Origin of the sequence: Streptomyces piniterrae (genome assembly GCF_005048155.1) — a bacterium.
In the GTDB taxonomy this organism is placed as follows: Bacteria; Actinomycetota; Actinomycetes; order Streptomycetales; family Streptomycetaceae; genus Streptomyces; species Streptomyces piniterrae.
Map to the genome: position 1 here is coordinate 192,830 of NZ_SUMB01000012.1, position 16,124 is coordinate 208,953.

Annotated in this window: 15 protein-coding genes; 8 read left to right on the plus strand and 7 right to left on the minus strand. The window is 69.0% G+C overall.

What is annotated here, in order from left to right; translation table 11 throughout:
* Positions 1 to 112 precede the first annotated feature (112 nt).
* The 5 genes from FCH28_RS29965 (at position 113) to FCH28_RS29985 (ending at position 5,009) form a co-directional block, all read left to right on the plus strand.
* Complete coding sequence (locus FCH28_RS29965; RefSeq protein ID WP_136743318.1) at positions 113 to 598, plus strand: ATP-binding protein; 486 nt, start codon at positions 113 to 115, stop codon at positions 596 to 598.
* 132 nt (positions 599 to 730) lie between these two features.
* Entirely contained in the window at positions 731 to 1,636 is a 906-nt protein-coding gene (locus FCH28_RS29970) for a sugar-binding transcriptional regulator (RefSeq protein WP_246103355.1), read from the plus strand.
* Positions 1,637 to 1,874: 238 nt separating this feature from the next.
* On the plus strand, positions 1,875 to 3,107 hold the full coding sequence (locus tag FCH28_RS29975) for an ABC transporter substrate-binding protein (RefSeq protein ID WP_136743320.1): 1,233 nt from the start codon (positions 1,875 to 1,877) through the stop codon (positions 3,105 to 3,107).
* 76 nt (positions 3,108 to 3,183) lie between these two features.
* Positions 3,184 to 4,131, plus strand: coding sequence for a carbohydrate ABC transporter permease (locus tag FCH28_RS29980; RefSeq protein WP_136743321.1), 948 nt, complete (start codon positions 3,184 to 3,186; stop codon positions 4,129 to 4,131).
* Positions 4,128 to 5,009 (plus strand): carbohydrate ABC transporter permease, encoded by an 882-nt coding sequence (locus FCH28_RS29985; RefSeq protein WP_136743322.1) that lies wholly within the window; start codon positions 4,128 to 4,130, stop codon positions 5,007 to 5,009. The genes FCH28_RS29980 and FCH28_RS29985 overlap by 4 nt, the downstream gene beginning before the upstream one ends.
* A gap of 9 nt (positions 5,010 to 5,018) precedes the next feature.
* Here the strand turns inward: FCH28_RS29985 and pstS are convergent, their stop codons facing one another.
* The 6 genes from pstS to dnaK form a co-directional block, all read right to left on the minus strand.
* Complete coding sequence (gene pstS / locus FCH28_RS29990; protein ID WP_136743323.1) at positions 5,019 to 6,158, minus strand: phosphate ABC transporter substrate-binding protein PstS; 1,140 nt, start codon at positions 6,156 to 6,158, stop codon at positions 5,019 to 5,021.
* 382 nt (positions 6,159 to 6,540) lie between these two features.
* Positions 6,541 to 6,936: a DUF2267 domain-containing protein gene (locus FCH28_RS29995; protein ID WP_136743324.1), complete on the minus strand. Its 396-nt coding sequence runs from the start codon at positions 6,934 to 6,936 to the stop codon at positions 6,541 to 6,543.
* 155 nt (positions 6,937 to 7,091) lie between these two features.
* Positions 7,092 to 7,259, minus strand: coding sequence for a hypothetical protein (locus FCH28_RS38335; RefSeq protein WP_169314283.1), 168 nt, complete (start codon positions 7,257 to 7,259; stop codon positions 7,092 to 7,094).
* Positions 7,260 to 7,453: 194 nt separating this feature from the next.
* Complete coding sequence (locus tag FCH28_RS30000) at positions 7,454 to 8,467, minus strand: zinc-dependent alcohol dehydrogenase family protein (protein WP_281289774.1); 1,014 nt, start codon at positions 8,465 to 8,467, stop codon at positions 7,454 to 7,456.
* A gap of 23 nt (positions 8,468 to 8,490) precedes the next feature.
* Complete coding sequence (gene grpE, locus FCH28_RS30005; RefSeq protein ID WP_136743325.1) at positions 8,491 to 9,150, minus strand: nucleotide exchange factor GrpE; 660 nt, start codon at positions 9,148 to 9,150, stop codon at positions 8,491 to 8,493.
* Entirely contained in the window at positions 9,147 to 11,051 is a 1,905-nt protein-coding gene (gene dnaK / locus FCH28_RS30010) for a molecular chaperone DnaK (RefSeq protein WP_136743326.1), read from the minus strand. The genes grpE and dnaK overlap by 4 nt, the downstream gene beginning before the upstream one ends.
* A gap of 387 nt (positions 11,052 to 11,438) precedes the next feature.
* On the opposite strand from dnaK, the gene FCH28_RS30015 reads away from it, so the two are divergent.
* Positions 11,439 to 14,024, plus strand: a complete 2,586-nt coding sequence (locus FCH28_RS30015; protein ID WP_169314284.1) for a SpoIIE family protein phosphatase — start codon at positions 11,439 to 11,441, stop codon at positions 14,022 to 14,024.
* 93 nt (positions 14,025 to 14,117) lie between these two features.
* On the opposite strand, the gene FCH28_RS30020 is transcribed toward FCH28_RS30015, so the two are convergent.
* Positions 14,118 to 14,459: a hypothetical protein gene (locus FCH28_RS30020; RefSeq protein ID WP_136743327.1), complete on the minus strand. Its 342-nt coding sequence runs from the start codon at positions 14,457 to 14,459 to the stop codon at positions 14,118 to 14,120.
* 163 nt (positions 14,460 to 14,622) lie between these two features.
* Between FCH28_RS30020 and FCH28_RS30025 the strand changes: the two genes are divergently transcribed.
* The gene (locus FCH28_RS30025; protein ID WP_136743328.1) at positions 14,623 to 15,198 is read left to right on the plus strand and encodes an AMIN-like domain-containing (lipo)protein; all 576 of its coding nucleotides are present in this window, start codon (positions 14,623 to 14,625) and stop codon (positions 15,196 to 15,198) included.
* A gap of 261 nt (positions 15,199 to 15,459) precedes the next feature.
* Complete coding sequence (locus FCH28_RS30030; protein WP_136743329.1) at positions 15,460 to 15,924, plus strand: hypothetical protein; 465 nt, start codon at positions 15,460 to 15,462, stop codon at positions 15,922 to 15,924.
* The last annotated feature ends 200 nt before the right edge of the window (positions 15,925 to 16,124 follow it).

A 16,124-nucleotide genomic window follows, 5' to 3' on the forward strand; every position in this document is an offset into this window, starting at 1 on the left:
GAGTAAAAGTTGCAGTACGGACGCCTCCGTACGGCACCGGATCGGGGGGAACCGCCTTGAGGCCCCGGCAGCCTCAAGGGTCGATCGCGCACTTGCTTGAAGGGCCGATGAAATGACAGTTGTGGCGGAAATCGCCGTCCCCCCTGATGTCGAAGTCGCCTGCGCCTCGCTCGAATTGCAGGCCTTCCTGCCGGCGGCCGCTCGGACGCGGGCTTTCACCAAGGAATCGCTGCGCCGGTGGGGCGAGGGCGAGGAACTCATCGAAGCCGCTGTTCTGGTCGTCTCCGAACTGGTCACCAATGCGATCCGGCACGGCGCCGCCGATCTGCTGCCGGCCGAATGCGGTCGCGGTCAGCGGGGCCCGGAACCGCATTTCACGCTGCGGCTGGCACTGCGCCCCGATGTGCTCCATATCGAGGTGTACGACGGGTCGGCGATCCTGCCCGTCCAGCGCACGCCCGGACGGGACGACGACTGCGGACGCGGGCTCCTGATCATCGCGGCACTCGCCGAGTCCTGGACCTGCGGCCTCGATCCCGACGGCGGAAAATGGGTCCGCGCCGCCCTCTCCCGCGTACCCGAAGCCCTCGCGGGCTGACGTATCCGCAAACCGACGGGCGGACATTCCCGGAGAACGGGTGGTGAGAGTCGGATGAGTACGCGTCAAAGGACAAGGGGCGGAGCCCGCGCGCACCACACAGGCCCCGAGGAACTGGTGCATACGGCCGCCATGGCCCGACGGTTCTATCTGGAGGGCAAATCCAAGACCGAGATAGCGGAGGAGTTCGGAATCAGCCGCTTCAAAGTGGCCCGGACGCTGGAATCCGCTGTCCGCGACGGCTTGATCCGGCTGGAAATCCGCCTGCCCGCCGAATTGGACGCCGAACGCTCCGACGCGCTGCGCACCCGGTACGGCCTGAGCCACTCCCTGGTGTTCAACTCGCAGGCCGACGACCCGGGCGGCGCCGCCGTGATCACCCGTAGACTCGGCTCCGTCGCCGCGGACCTGCTCGCCGAGATCGTCACCGAAGGCGATGTCCTCGGACTCATCTGGGGCCCCGAGATCGAGGCGCTCGGCCCCGAACTGACCAGCCTGGCCCGGTGCACCGTCGTGCAACTGTGCGGCGTGACCCCGCTGCGGCCCGTCGACGCCAACGCCGTGGAAGCGGTGCGCCGCGCCGCCGCGGTGGCCAGAGGCGTCGCCTACCCCATCTACGCGCCGCACCTGCTGCCTGACGGCGAGACAGCCCGGATGCTGCGCCGGCAGCCGGGCATCGTCGAAGCGGTCAGCCGGTTCAGCCAGGTCACCAAGGCCGTCATCACCGTCGGCGGATGGGGCCCGGGGCTCTCCACCGTCTACGACGCACTCGGCGAAGCCGAGCGCGAGGACTATCGGCGGCAGGGAGCGTGCGCCGAGGTGTCCGGCCGGCTCATCGACGCCGAGGGGCAGGTGGTCGCCCCGGAACTGAGCGAACGGATCATCGCCATCAGCTTCGAGGAACTGCGCCGGGTGCCCGACGTGATTCTCCTCGCCGACGGCGTGGAGCGGGCCACCGCGACCGCCGCTGCCCTGAAGACCGGGCTGTTCAACGGAATTGTCACGGACACGGCCGTGGCGGAGCACCTGCTCGTCTGACGGAGACGGAAAAATACACCTCCCGAATTCCGTCCAGAAACGAGCATTCCCGTTGAACGCGAGATACCGAAGGACCGGTGGGAGACGGCGGACGGGGGCCACCGGAACCGGGAAGTCCAGGGGGCGCACCAGGGAACTTGCCGCCTGGGTCTGCGCCTCCGCCGTGCTGCTCACCGCCTGCGCCGGATGGGGCCATGGCGGAGCCACGGGCGGGGACGGCGGCACGGTGAACGTACTCATGGTGAACAACCCCCAGATGCTCGATCTGCAAAAGCTGACCCGAAGTCACTTCACCCGGCAGACCGGCATCAAGGTGAATTACACCGTCCTGCCGGAGAACGACGTACGCGACAAGATCAGTCAGGAGTTCTCCAGCCAGGCGGGCACCTATGACGTGGCATCGATCAGCAACTTCGAGGCGCCCATCTACGGAAAGTACGGCTGGCTCGCCCCGCTGGACGACACCGTCGCCAAGGACCCCTCCTTCGACCAGCGCGACATCCTCACCCCCATTCAGGAGGGGTTGACCGGGGATGACGGAAAGCTCTACGCCGAGCCCTTCTACGGCGAGTCCTCGTTCCTGATGTATCGCAAGGACGTCTTCAAAAGCGAAGGGCTGAACATGCCGAAGCACCCGACCTGGCAGCAGGCCGCCGCTCTCGCGGCCGAAGCGGACGGCGCGAGGCCGGGCATGAAAGGCATCTGTCTGCGCGGAATGCCCGGCTGGGGCGAGGTGATCGCCCCGCTGACCACGGTGGTGAACACCTACGGCGGAACGTGGTTCACCAAGGACTGGCAGGCTCAGGTGAACGGCAAGGGCTTCACCGAGGCGACGAAGATGTACGTCGATCTGGTCAGGAAGCACGGAGAGCCCGGCGCCGCACAGGCCGGATTCGCGGAGTGCCTCAGCAGCTTCCAGCACGGCAAGACCGCCATGTGGTACGACGCCACTTCGGCCGCCGGGCTCCTGGAAAGCAAGGACTCACCCGTCGCCGGCAAGGTCGGCTATGTCATGGCTCCGGTGAACAAGACCAAGGACTCCGGATGGCTCTATTCGTGGGCCTGGGGAATCCAGAACGCGAGCAGGCACCAGGACAACGCGGCGAAGTTCATCGCCTGGGCCTCGGGCAAGGGCTACGAAAAACTCGTCGGGACCACACTGGGCTGGGCGCGGGTACCGGCCGGCAAACGCAACTCGACCTACACCAACCCCGACTACCAGAAGACCGCGGCCGCCTTCTATCAGGCCACCAGGGACGCCATCGCCGGCGCCGACCCGAAAGACCCCGGCGTACAGCCCCGCCCGACCATCGGCATCCAGTTCGTCGACATCCCGGAATTCCCGGACCTGGGGACCAGGGCCTCCCAGGAAGTCGCCTCCGCCATCGCGGGACGTATCTCGGTGCCCGAGGCCCTCGACAAGGCGCAGAAGCTCGCGGAGGACGTCGCCGAAAGATATCGGAAGGACTGATCCGCCTACCTCGCATCCCTGAACCTCTGAACTCCTGATTCGCCGTACCTCCCGGCCCGAAATGAGTACCGCCCACATGGACAAGGCAAGCCCCGACGCCGGCCCCCTCTCCGCACCGGCTCGGCGAGTCCGGCGCCCGCGCCGGCCCTGGGCCAGACGCGCCCCGCTGCTGCCGGCCCTGCTGTTCATGGTGGTCGTCACTCAGCTGCCGTTCGTCGCGACCGTGGTGATCTCCTTCATGGACTGGAACGCCCTGCGGCCGGGTGAGCAGGGGTTCACGGGGTTCGGAAACTACGCCCAGGTGTTCAGCGAACCGGCCCTGCGCTCCTCCGTGCTCACCACCGTCCGGCTCACCGTCGGCGTGGTGCTGTTCAGCCTGGTGATCGGCCTGGGAGCGGCCCTCCTCCTCGACCGGAGGTTCCGCGGCCGGAGGGTGGTGCGCACCATGCTCATCGCACCGTTCCTGGTCGTTCCCGTCGCCGCCGCGCTGCTCTGGAAACACGCGCTCTACAACCCCGAATACGGGCTGCTCAACGGCCTGTTGACGTGGATCTGGGCGCTGTTCGGCGGCCAGCACCCGCCGCAGCCGGACTGGATCACCCAGGCACCACTGGCGTCCATCGTGGTCGCCCTGATCTGGCAGTGGACACCGTTCATGACGCTGATCCTGCTCGCCGGCCTGCAGAGCCGTTCCCTGGAGGCGGTCGAGGCCGCTCGGGTGGACGGAGCCGACGCCTGGCAGATCTTCCGCTATCTGACCCTGCCTCATCTGCGCAGATATCTCGAACTGGCCGCGCTGCTCGGATCCATCTACATCGTGCAGAACTTCGACGCGGTCTTCACCATCACCTCCGGCGGCCTGGGCACCGCGAACCTGCCCTACACCATCTACCAGAGCTTCTACCAGGCGCATGACTACGGTCAGGCGTCCGCGGCCGGTGTCATCGTTCTCCTCGGCACCATCGTCATCGCCGTTCTGGCGCTGCGCCTGGTCTCCACACTCCTGCGTCAGGAGCAGTCATGAGCACCGGCACGAAATCGGCGGAGCGATCGCGCCGAGGCCGCTCCCGCCGAGGGGCGAACCGTCGCCCGGGCGTGATGTGGGGCCTGGCCGCCTGGGCCACCGGACTCCTCTTCTTCCTCCCCGTCGTATGGATGGTCCTCACCTCCTTCCACAGCGAGGCGGACGCCGCGACCAACCCCCCATCCGTCACCGCTCCGCTGACCCTGGAGGGCTATCGGGAGTTCTTCGGGACCTCCACGGGGACCAGCCCCTGGCCCGCGCTGGCCAATTCCGCCAGCGCCGCCATCGGGTCGACCGCACTCGTCCTCGTGTTCGCGATCCCGGCGGCGTACGCCCTGTCGGTCAAACCGGTACGCAAGTGGTCGGACGCGATGTTCTTCTTTCTCTCCACGAAGATGCTCCCCGCGGTCGCGGGCCTGCTGCCGGTCTATCTCGTCGCCAAGAACACCGGACTGCTGGACAACATCTGGCTCATGGCCGTCCTTTACACCGCGATGAATCTGCCGATCGCGGTGTGGATGATGCGCTCGTTCCTCGCCGAGATTCCCATCGATATCCTTGAGGCGGCAGCCATCGACGGTGCCGGACTCCCCACCGTCCTCCGCCGGATCGTCATCCCGCTGGCCGCTCCCGGTATCGCCGCCACCTCTCTCATCTGCTTCATCTTCAGCTGGAACGAGATGCTGTTCGCCCGTGTCCTCACCGGCGTCCGGTCCATCACCGCGCCGGTCTTCCTGACTGGCTTCGTCACCAGCCAGGGCCTTTTCCTGGCCCAGGTCTGTGCCGCGGCCGTCGTGGTGTCCCTGCCGGTTCTCCTCGCCGGATTCGCCGCCCAGGACAAACTGGTCCAGGGCCTGTCGATGGGAGCGGTCAAATAGCGGCCGGCTTCAGGAGAGCTTTCCGACGTTGCTCCGGACCTTGTTCACCACAGTGGCCGGAAGCGTCGCATACCCCTGGAAACTCAGCTCTTCCTGGCCCTTCTTGCTGGCCATGAACGTGAGGAACGCTTTGGTGGCGGGCCAGGTCTCGGGCTTGTTGCCCTTGTCGCAGACGATTTCGTAGGTGACGGCGTTGATGGGGTACGAGCCGGTGGCCTTGGTCGCGTAGTTGAGCTTCAGCACGAGGTCCTCGCCACTGCCGGTGGGCTTGGATTCGGAGATCGCCTTGGAGGAGGAGAGCACATTGGCGTCGACGGGGGAGGAGGCGCCGGTGGCGATCGCGACCGTGGGAATCCTGCGGGCGAGCGCGTATGTGAGCTCGACATAGCCGATCGCGCCCCGGTTCTGTTTCACGTAGTCGGCGAGGCCCGCGGACTTTTCGGCGGTCGCGCTGCCTTTGGCCTTCCATTCCTTGCTGTGCGGGTAAGGCCAGTCGCTCGGTGCCACCTCGCTCAGATAGGAGGTGAAGTTGTCCGTCGTGCCGGAGGAGTCGGAGCGGTGGCTCGCCTTGATGGGCATCGACGGCAGTTTGACTCCGGGGTTGAGTTTCGCGATCGCCGGGTCGTTCCACATGGTGATCTGTGCGTTGAAGATCTTGGCGAGTGAGGGGGCGTCAAGGATCAGTCTGGTGACGCCCGGCAGGTTGTAGGTGATGGCGATGGGGCCGCCGACCATCGGCAGATGGACGGCATGGCCGCCCCCGGGACAGACACTCTTGGACTGGGTGATCTGTTCGGCGTTCAGCGGGGAATCGGAGCCGGCGAATGCGGTTTTGCCCTGGAGGAAATCCTTCTGGCCCGATCCGGAGCCGGTGGCGTTGTACGTGATCTTGGTGCCGGGACAGGCCCGCGTGTAGTTCTTGATCCACAGCTGCATCGCGTACTGCTGGGCGGTCGAGCCGGAACCCTGCAAGGTGGCCGATTTGCCGCACGCGATGCCGCCGGCGCCCGCGGAGGTGGTGGGCTTGGCCGTGGACACGTTCTGGCCGGAGCCGTTGTCCGAGCCGCAGGCCGTCAGGATCAGCACCCCGGAGACAATCGCCGAGCCGGCCGCCAGGGTGTGCAGCCCGCTCGTGTGCTGACGCTTCATTGTCCCGTGCTCCTTCCTGCGGACGGCCGGGGCCGGCCCAGCAGAGAGTTGGATGTGGTGCCGCGGGAAGGCCGCGGAGTATGAATGTGGCAGCGCGCGCCCGGGCGCACGAGGCTCACCGTTGGCGCTCCACGGGCAGCGGCCGCGGCCCGACAGATCGAAAACGACCATATGCAATATATGGATAACTGCCGGCATCGCGGCCTTCGGTATCGGGCAGTTGCGTTACCGGGCGTCTAGACCGCCCCAATGGCGGCGGCACGTCACCCGATCGGCCGAGGCGCGGGCATGCGCCGCCAAGACCTTGGACAAGGAAGGGAATTGCCGTCCGGAATCGGCGCTCCGGGCGGCGACTTTCTCTTTTCGCCTGACCGAAAGGCGGTCACGCCGATCCCGGGTGACCGAACAGCAGGTCGTACCCCGGGGGGAGTTGGAGCAGAACGCGCCGCATCAGTTCCTCGCCGGCGGCCTCGGCCACAATGCTGAGGACCGCGCCGACATCCCATTTGGCGGTTTCCTCGGAGGATCCATCGATCCACGCGGCCGTCGCCCGCACAAATCGGTCCGGTCCGAGCGGCTCGGCGGCGGGAAGCGGATTGAGCAGCACGAGGGCGCATTCCTCCGGCAACCGGGCGGCCAGCTCGGATCGCTCGTTGCCCACGATGTGTGCGCCCAGGAGAGCGAGTACGACTCTGGCCGCGCGCTCGGTCTCCTGTCGTGACGGATATTCGCCTCGTTCCCGCACGGCCGACAAGAACGCGTCCCAGCGCAACGGCATCGGCGCTGCCTCCCTGGCCTCATGCGCCCGCCTGCCTGCGGGAACGGCCCGGGCGGGTGAGCGCGGAACTCCGTCCATTGTTCGCCCGGCCGACCCAGTCCACCACCGCTGCCGTGGCCGCTCGTCAGTCAGCAGGCCCTGGCGATCGCTGCGCCCTATTCGGTGTCGGCGTCCGCATCGGTATCCGCGCCGGCGCCGGTGCCCTCTGCCGGATAGGTATTGAGCCAGGTGGCCCCGCATCGGCAGGAGGAGAATTCCACCAGTTCCCCATGTTCCGAGGCGGTGAGGCTTTGAATGAGGCGGACGTGCACATGCATAGTCATGCGAGCCGCTTTTCCTTGGTGGCGAAAATTTCCACTCATCGTGGACACATGGCCGCCAATACGGTCAATGACCCAGCTCACACCTCAATGCTCCGGCTCACCCTCCGAGACGGGCCGGCTGTACGGAGTGGTGCGGGACAAGGCCTTCCCGGCCCTGACCCGTCGGAAAGTCCCTAAGCAAATTCGGAAAGTCCCTAGGTGATGAGGACGCCCACCCCGGTGATCCGCCCGGCCGCCAGATCCGCCAAGGCCTCGTCGGCCCACCGCATCGGATAGCGCTTGGTGCGGACCGTGGGCCGCAATCGCGCGGCCTCGGAGAGAAAGGCACGGCCGTCCTCTCGGGTATTCGCGGTCACGCTGCGCACCGTCCGGTCCTGGAACAGATGCCGGTCGTAGTCGAGCGGGGGAATGGCACTCAGATGGATCCCGGCGATCGCCAGGGTGCCACCGCGGTCCAGCGCCGCCAGCGCCGCCGGCACCAGACTCCCGGCCGGGGCGAACAGAATCGCGGCGTCCAGCGCCTTCGGCGGCGCGTCGGGGCCCGCGGATGCCGCCCCCAGCTCCAGCGCCAGTCGCTGCGCCCCGGGGGAGCGGGTGACGACATGCACCTCGGCGCCCCGGGCCATGGCGAGCTGGGCGGTCAGATGCGCGGACGCCCCGAAACCGTAGACGCCGAGCCGGCCGCCGGACGGCAGCTCGGCACGTTGCAGCGCCCGGTAGCCGATGATGCCCGCACACAGCAGCGGTGCGGCGTCCTCGTCGGACCACCCCGCCGGGAGCCGGTAGGCGAAGCGGGCGTCCACGAGAACGTGGTCGGCGAAACCGCCGTGGATGTCCCAGCCGGTGTAGCGGGAGCCGGGGCACAGGTTCTCCCGCCCGGCCCGGCAGAAGCGGCAGCACCCGCAGGTTCCCGCCAGCCAGGCGGCCCCGACGCGGTCGCCGGCCCGGAAGTCCCGCACGTCGGGCCCGGTGGCGACCACCTCGCCGACCACCTCATGGCCCGGCGTACAGAGCGCCATGCGGGGCGGCAGGTCGCCCTCCGCGAGATGCAGATCGGTCCGGCACACCCCGCATGCGCGCACCCGCAGCAGAAGGTCGTCGGGGCCGGGCTCGGGCATCGGACGTCGCACATACCGCAGCGGGGCGGTGGCCATCGGCCCCGGGCGCCGCACCACCCAGGCCCAGCCCGCCTCCGCGACCGAGGGCACCGCCGGCACCTCGCTCCGTACCCTCAGCGAGGCCGGGCGGACTCGGCGACCGCCACCTGGGCGGGGCGCAACAGGTGGTCGCCCACCCGGTAGCCCAGGCGCAGTATCGAGGCGCAGGCGGGCGCCTCCGCGGAGGTGCGCCGCTCCGCAGGCGCGAACCCGTCCCCGGTCTCGCACCCATTCCCCTGCGAGTACGAGAGCGCTTCATGCACCCGCGGGTCGAACGCCTCGCCCGTCGTGCCGATGGGCTCCAGACCCAGCGCCGCCAGCTCCGTTTCCAGCGCCTCGGCGACGCGCCGGAAGCCGCCGGTCAGCTCCCCCTGCGCCCTCGCCTCCGCGAGTGCGTCGAGCACGGGCAGCAGTCGGCCGAGCACGTTGGCCACCGCGATCTGCCGGACGGCCAGCCGGTCGCGGCGTATCCGCTTGCGGTAGTTGTCGTATTCGGCCTTCAGTCGTTGCAGGTCGGCGGTGATTTCGCGCAGCTCCGCGCGGAGTTCCGCCTCGGCGGACGGCGGCCGCGCGGTGGCCCCGTCGCGGCCGGCGGGCCCACCGGCCGCCCGGCCGGTACGCTCCGCGCTGCGGGCGGCACGGTCGGGCAGCGCGGTCCGGCCGTCGCCGGGGCCGCCCCGCACGAGCGCCAGCTGCGGGCGGGAGCCGCCGCGGGCGTCGGTCGAGCGGTTCATCCCGTGCCTCCCTCCTGCTTGCCCTCCTGCTTGTCCTCGTCGACGATCTCCGCGTCGACGACCTCCTCCTCGGCCCCGGCCGCCGTACCGGACTTGGCCTCGCCAGCGTCGGCCGTGCCGCCGCCGGCGCCCTGGGCCTGCGCCTGTGCGTACATCGCCTGGCCCAGCTTCTGGGAGACGGTCGCGACCTTCTCCGTGGCGGTGCGGATCTCCGTGGTGTTGTCGCCGTCGGCGGATTCGGCCTTCAGCTTTTCCTTGAGTTCACCGACGGCGGTCTCGACCTCGCTCTTGAGGTCGGCGGGGACCTTGTCCTCGTTGTCCTTGAGGAACTTCTCGGTCTGGTAGGCGAGCTGTTCGCCCTGGTTGCGGACCTCGGCGGCCTCACGCTTGAGGCGGTCCTCCTCGGCGTGCTGCTCGGCCTCGCGCATCATGCGGTCGATGTCGTCCTTGGGCAGCGCCGAGCCGCCGGTGACCGTCATCCGCTGTTCCCTGCCGGTGCCGAGGTCCTTGGCGGTCACATGCATGATGCCGTTGGCGTCGATGTCGAAGGTGACCTCGATCTGCGGGACACCACGGGGCGCCGGCGGCAGGCCGGTCAGCTCGAACATTCCGAGCTTCTTGTTGTACGCCGCGATCTCGCGCTCGCCCTGGTAGACCTGGATCTGCACGGAGGGCTGGTTGTCCTCGGCGGTGGTGAACGTCTCGGACCGCTTGGTCGGGATCGTCGTGTTCCGCTCGATGAGCTTGGTCATGATGCCGCCCTTGGTCTCGATGCCGAGGGACAGCGGGGTGACGTCGAGGAGCAGGACGTCCTTGACCTCACCCTTGAGGACACCGGCCTGGAGAGTGGCTCCGATGGCGACGACCTCGTCGGGGTTGACGCCCTTGTGCGGGTCCTTGCCCGTCAGCGACTTGACCAGCTCGGTCACCGCCGGCATACGGGTCGAGCCACCGACCAGGATCACATGGTTGATGTCGGAGACCTCGATCTTCGCGTCCTTGATCGCGTTGTGGAACGGCGCCTTGCAGCGATCGAGGAGGTCCGCGGTGAGCTGCTCGAACTGCGAGCGGGTGAGCTTCTCGTCCAGGTGCAGCGGGCCCTCGGCGGAAGCGGTGATGTACGGCAGGTTGATCGTCGTCTCGGTCGCGGCCGACAACTCGATCTTCGCCTTCTCCGAGGCCTCCCGCAGCCGCTGCGTGGCCATCTTGTCCTTGGACAGATCGATGCCGTAGGCGTTCTTGAACTGCTTGGTCAGGTGGTCCACGATCCGCTGGTCCCAGTCGTCGCCGCCCAGGTGCGTATCGCCGTTGGTCGCCTTGACCTCCACCAGGCCCTCGCCGATCTCCAGCAGCGACACATCGAAGGTGCCGCCGCCGAGGTCGAAGACGAGGATGGTCTGGTCGTTCTCCTTGTCCAGCCCGTAGGCGAGCGCCGCGGCCGTCGGCTCGTTGATGATCCGCAGCACGTTCAGGCCCGCGATCTCACCGGCCTCCTTGGTCGCCGTGCGCTGGGAGTCGTTGAAGTACGCCGGAACGGTGATCACGGCGTCCGTGACGTCCTCGCCCAGGTACGCCTCGGCGTCGCGCTTCAGCTTCTGCAGCACCCGGGCGGAGATCTCCTGCGCGGTGTACTTCTTGCCGTCGATGTCGCCGCTGCTCGGGAAGCGCCAGTCCGCCTCGCCCATGTGGCGCTTGACCGACCGGGCGGTCCGGTCGATGTTGGTCACCGCCTGCCGCTTGGCCACCTCGCCCACCAGCACATCACCGTTCTTGGCGAAACCGACCACCGACGGAGTGGTCCGGGCGCCCTCGGTGTTGGTGATGACCGTGGGCTCGCCGCCCTCCAGCACGCTGACCACCGAGTTCGTCGTACCGAGGTCGATACCCACTGCACGTGCCATGGCCCTCTCCTCACCTTGCGGCCCACTCCCGGCCCCGGAACTCCCCTCACAGGCCCTCTCACCTGCTTGTCTTGGAGAGCGAACCGCCTGCAACCTTCCTCCATAAACTGGATAAATCGCGCCGACACGCGTGTCAAGACGCTCAAAATCGGTCCAAAAATGACCCGTGTGTGCGCTTCCGAGGTGGCCGGAAGGTGGCCGGCGGCCGCCTGACGATGTCATCGGCCGAGCCGCCCCGAGATCCGCCCCGTGATCCGCCCCGAGGTCAGCCGCGAGATCAGCCCCGTGATCGTCCCTCGACCCGTCCCTCATCCGTCCCTGTGCACCGCCCGTCACACCAGGTCGTCTCACTGGGCCGCCGGGGCCAACCCTGCGCACACTGGGTACATGGGCGGTGTGGCCACCGGTGAGACGGCGGAACGCGAGGACCTGCTGGCAGCGGGCATCGTCAAGGCCGTCCAGGGGACGGGCGCGTACTCCGGAAGCCTCTTCCTCCGCTCCCGCGACCGCCGCTCGATCGTGCTCGCCGCGACCTGCGGCGTACCACCCTCACTGCTCGGCGGCTGGCACCTGATCCCGGTGAGCAGCCCCATCCCGCTCGCCGTGGCCTACAACTCCGGGCGCACCGTCCACCTGGCCGACGCCGACGAGGCGGCCCGCCGGTTCCCCCAGCTCGCGGTGGCCCTCCCGTACGCCTTCGGCTCCTGCTCGGTGCCGGTGGGCACGGCGGAAGAGACCTTCGGGGCGATGGCGATCGTATGGGGAGCACCACCCGGCACCGAGGGGCTCTCCAAGGCCCAGCGCCGCCATCTGCGCGCCACCGCCAACCGCATCGGCGCCGCACTCGCCGAACTCCGCGCCCGCACCGGCGATCCGATCGAGTGCGACCCGGAGACGGTTCCCGTCGAGAGCCCGGCTCCCTCCGCGCCGGCCGTGCGGATCGGCCTGTTCGACTGGGATCTCCCCGCCGGCACCCTCACCGTGGACAACGAGTTCCTCGCCATCTTCGGTTTCGAGGCCGAAGACCGCACCGAAGACCGCACCGAGGACCTCGCCCAGGTCCACGCCCCCGTCTTCGACGGACGCGCCGACACCCTCGCGTCCCGCCTGCACCCCGGCGATCGCGCCGCCTTCCGTGCCGCCGCCCGCGCGGCAGCCGCCGACGGCCGCCTCACCGCGCGACGTCTGCGCGTGCAGAGCGGCGAAGGCGGTGCAGGCGGCGCCGAATCCGGCCCCGGCGGTGACGGCGGCCAGGGCGGGCACGGCGGGTTCGGTGGCGAGGAGTACCGCACCGTCGAGCTGTGGGGCCGGGTGCCGGAAGCAGGCGACGAGCGGGCGCGCACCCACCTCGTCGGCGCGGTCGTCGACGCGCGGGCCGGTGGCGACGCCGTCGCCGCGGTCGAACGGCTCCAGGACGGCCTGATCTCCCTGGCCCCGGACGGCCGGGTCACCTACACCAACAACAGCCTGGACCAACTGCTGGGCGTACGGGGCGAGGAGCTGGTCGGCCAGTACCTCTGGGACGTCCTCCCATGGCTGTCGGATCCCGCCTTCGAGTACCGGCACCGGTCCGTGATGATCTCGCAGACCCCGGCATCCTTCCTCGCCTGCCGCCCGCCCGATCAGTGGCTCGCCTTCGTCCTCCATCCGGACGCGGGCGGGGTGACCGGCCGAGTGGTCCCCGTAGGACAGCCTCCCTCCACCGAGAGCACACCCGGGCCCGCGCCGGCACCCGCCGCGTCGGCCGCGATGGCACCTCCGACCGCCGCCCCCGCCCGCCTGGGCGTCATGTACCACGTCCTGCAACTGGGCAGCGCACTCACCGAAGCGGTCACCGCCCGCGAAGTCTGCGACGTGGTCGCCGACCAGCTCCTCCCGGCCTTCGGCGGCCAGCAGCTGGCCATCTACCTGGTCCGTGAGCGCACGATGCATCTGCTCCTCCACACCGGCCACCACGAAAGCTTCCTCGACTGGCTGGAGGGCATGCCGCTGCACGCCCACCTGCCCGGCACGGAGGCCCTGACCTCCGGCGTTCCGCTGTTCATCGAGTCGCCGGAGGACCTCGCCCAGGGCTACCCGGGCATCCCCGTGGCGGAGGTGAGCTCCTGGGCGTACCTGCCGCTGATCGCCTCCAGCCGCCCCGTCGGCACCTGCGTTCTCGGCTTCGACGAGCCCCACCGGTTCACGCCCAAGGACCGCAGCGTGCTGACCGCCAGCGCCGGGCTGATCGCCCAGGCCCTGGAACGAGCCCGGCTCTACGACTCGGAGTTCGCCCTCGCCCGCGGCCTCCAGCAGGCACTGCTGCCGCACCGGCTGCCCGTCCTCCCCGACATCCGCACCACCGCCCGCTACCTGCCCGGTACCCGCGGGATGGACATCGGCGGCGACTGGTACGACGTCATCTCCACCGGCGGCGGAGTGTCCCTCGTCATCGGAGACGTCGAGGGACACAGCATCGCCGCCGCGGCCACTATGGCTCAACTCCGCAGCGCAGTAAGGGCGTTCGCGACGGTGGGCCACACGCCCGCCGAAGTGCTGGCCGGCGCCAACCACACCCTCATCGACCTCGACCCCGGGCTCCTCGCCAGCTGCTGCTACATCCGCCTGGAGCCGGGCAGCCACCGCGCGTACGCCGTCCGCGCCGGCCACCCGCCACCACTGCTGCGTCGCCCCGACGGCACGACCAACGTCGTACAACTGGAGCTCGGCCCCCTCCTCGGCGTGGACCACGCAAGCGACTATCCGCAGACCCAGATCGCCCTCCCGCCCGGCTCCCTCCTCGCCCTCTACACGGACGGCCTGATCGAGGAGCGCACCGCCGACATCGACGTGGGCATCGACCGCCTCCGCGCCTCCTTGGCCCACGCCCGCGCCGACTCTCTGGACGAACTCGCCGACCGCCTCCTCCACGACGCCGGACGCTCCTCGTACCGCGCCGACGACATCGCTCTGCTGCTCATGGAACGCGGCTGAGGGGGCAGCGGGCCGGGGTCCCTGCTCGGGCTGACGGTCGCGATGGCGGTGATGGTGGTGTTGGCGGTGATGGTGGTGTTGGCCGCGGCCGCGTCAGGGCACGGCCCGCAGATACGGCTGCCTACGCTCGCCCGACTGCGACTGCGACTGCGACTGCGACTGCGACTGCTGTGCCTCGGCCTGCGCCTTCGGCTGCTCGTCCGGCCGAGACTCCGCCTGCGACTCCGGATCAGACTCCGACCCCGACTCCGACCCCGACTCCGACCCCGACTCCGACTCCGACTCGGGCTCCGGGGATGGCGTGTGGTGGCCGGACGGCATGCCGTGGCCGGCGGATTCGGGGCGACCTTGAAGTACCGCCATGGCACGTTCGAGGCTCTCTCCGGTCACCTGCATCCGGATCCTGGCCAGCCGCTCCAACTCGTTACTCGACACCACGTCAGCGTAAACGGCAAGGGCACGGCTGTCCTGTTCGTGCTCACCCCTCACGCACCACTTCACGCCACCCTTGGCGGAAATCCGATCGGGATACAACCCCGCCGCAACGCCGCCCGTCCTCCCCAACGCATCTGTACTCAATTCTCTTTGGGGGTAATTCATGCGACGGTTGGGGACAGCGGCCGCGGCGCTCGTACTCGCGGGCGCCGGGCTGGCGGGCACCGCCCAAGCAGCCGGCGCCGCGACCGGCCCGGTGGGCAAGGCCGCCGCGCCCATGGTCTGCTCGACCGTCTGGGGCAGCGGCGACAAGTCGGCCACGGACTCGGACGGCCAACCGCTGAAGAACATCAAGACCAGCCGGAGCGCATGCTACGACCGCATGGTCTTCGACATCAGCGGCGCGAAGGGCAAGCTCGGCTACCACGTCGGCTACGTCGACAAGTTCCATCAGGACGGCTCCGGTGAGCTGATACCGGTCAACGGCCGCGCCATCCTGCAGATCTACGTGTCCGCGCCGAGCTACGACGGGGCGACCGGCAAGCAGACCTACGCAGGACGGGCCGGGAAGCCGCTGCCGGGTGTGAACCTCACCGGTTACAAGACGTTCAAGGACACCAAGTTCGGGGCGAGCTTCGAGGGACAGACCCAGGTCGGCTTGGGCCTCCGTGCCAAGCTGCCCTTCCGGGTGCTCCAGTCCGGCGACCAGCTGATCGTGGATGTAGCACACAGCTGGTAACCCGGCCGAGCACCAAGGCCGCCCGGCCGCACCCCACATGCGGCCGGGCGGCCCTGCTCTGTCGGCCCGGCACCCCCCCACGCACAGGGGAGGCCCCCAGAACCCCATGGGAGCTCCGTGACGAATTCCCACTCCGGTTCACACAGGAGATCACGTAGGATCACGCTCCAAAACGAACAACTGTCGCAGTCGCCCGCACAGTCGGAGATTTCTCCGCTGTGTCGACCACGGGGGACAGCGCGTGTGGGGGAAGGAACCTCGATGAAGTCCGTCAACACCGTGCGGTCAGCGAAGCCGACCAAGGCATCGGCTCTCCGGCGCCGCCTCGCCGGCACCGCGGCCGTCACCATCCTGGCCGGCGCGGGCGTGCTGGCCGCCGCTCCGTCCGCTGTCGCCAAGGCCAACCTGCTGGCCATCGACAAGGTCTCGCTCCGCGAGCCGGGCCTCCAGGTGAATGTCACGTACTCCTGCGACACGGGCATCAACCACCAACTGGTCGCCAACGCCACCAAGCTCAACCCGACCGGGCACGACGAGTCGACCGCCGCAGGCACCATCAAGGCCGACAAGCTCGCCTGTGACTACAACAGTCACGCCGCGAAGGTGGCGCTGCGCCCGTCGGCCGGTTCGCACTTCGCCAAGGGCGACAAGGTCAAGGTCACCGTCTTCTACTTCGACAACGACGGTTTCAGCTACGCGCGGCAGGAGACCTCCGTGGTCCTGTGACCCCGGTCCGGTGACCCCGGTCCAGTGAAGGTGGCCCTCGCTCCCGGCAGACCGGACGCTCCGTCAGATCAGACGGCTCTCCGTCAGATCGGATACTCCGTCAGATCGGACGCTCCGCCCGTCTGCCGGGGCGGGGGACACCACGGCCACCCGACCGGGCACAGCGCGCCGGACGGCCCAGCGCACGACAGCCACCCACC

What these genes read in the sequence shown, in the direction of transcription:
- FCH28_RS29965 (WP_136743318.1), top strand. Translation starts at nt 113, where the DNA reads ATGACAGTTGTGGCGGAAATCGCCGTCCCCCCTGATGTCGAAGTCGCC.
- FCH28_RS29970 (WP_246103355.1), top strand. Translation starts at nt 731, where the DNA reads ATGGCCCGACGGTTCTATCTGGAGGGCAAATCCAAGACCGAGATAGCG.
- FCH28_RS29975 (WP_136743320.1), top strand. Translation starts at nt 1,875, where the DNA reads ATGGTGAACAACCCCCAGATGCTCGATCTGCAAAAGCTGACCCGAAGT.
- FCH28_RS29980 (WP_136743321.1), top strand. Translation starts at nt 3,184, where the DNA reads ATGGACAAGGCAAGCCCCGACGCCGGCCCCCTCTCCGCACCGGCTCGG.
- FCH28_RS29985 (WP_136743322.1), top strand. Translation starts at nt 4,128, where the DNA reads ATGAGCACCGGCACGAAATCGGCGGAGCGATCGCGCCGAGGCCGCTCC.
- pstS (WP_136743323.1), bottom strand. Translation starts at nt 6,158, where the DNA reads ATGAAGCGTCAGCACACGAGCGGGCTGCACACCCTGGCGGCCGGCTCG.
- FCH28_RS29995 (WP_136743324.1), bottom strand. Translation starts at nt 6,936, where the DNA reads ATGCCGTTGCGCTGGGACGCGTTCTTGTCGGCCGTGCGGGAACGAGGC.
- FCH28_RS38335 (WP_169314283.1), bottom strand. Translation starts at nt 7,259, where the DNA reads ATGACTATGCATGTGCACGTCCGCCTCATTCAAAGCCTCACCGCCTCG.
- grpE (WP_136743325.1), bottom strand. Translation starts at nt 9,150, where the DNA reads ATGAACCGCTCGACCGACGCCCGCGGCGGCTCCCGCCCGCAGCTGGCG.
- dnaK (WP_136743326.1), bottom strand. Translation starts at nt 11,051, where the DNA reads ATGGCACGTGCAGTGGGTATCGACCTCGGTACGACGAACTCGGTGGTC.
- FCH28_RS30015 (WP_169314284.1), top strand. Translation starts at nt 11,439, where the DNA reads ATGGGCGGTGTGGCCACCGGTGAGACGGCGGAACGCGAGGACCTGCTG.
- FCH28_RS30025 (WP_136743328.1), top strand. Translation starts at nt 14,623, where the DNA reads ATGCGACGGTTGGGGACAGCGGCCGCGGCGCTCGTACTCGCGGGCGCC.
- FCH28_RS30030 (WP_136743329.1), top strand. Translation starts at nt 15,460, where the DNA reads ATGAAGTCCGTCAACACCGTGCGGTCAGCGAAGCCGACCAAGGCATCG.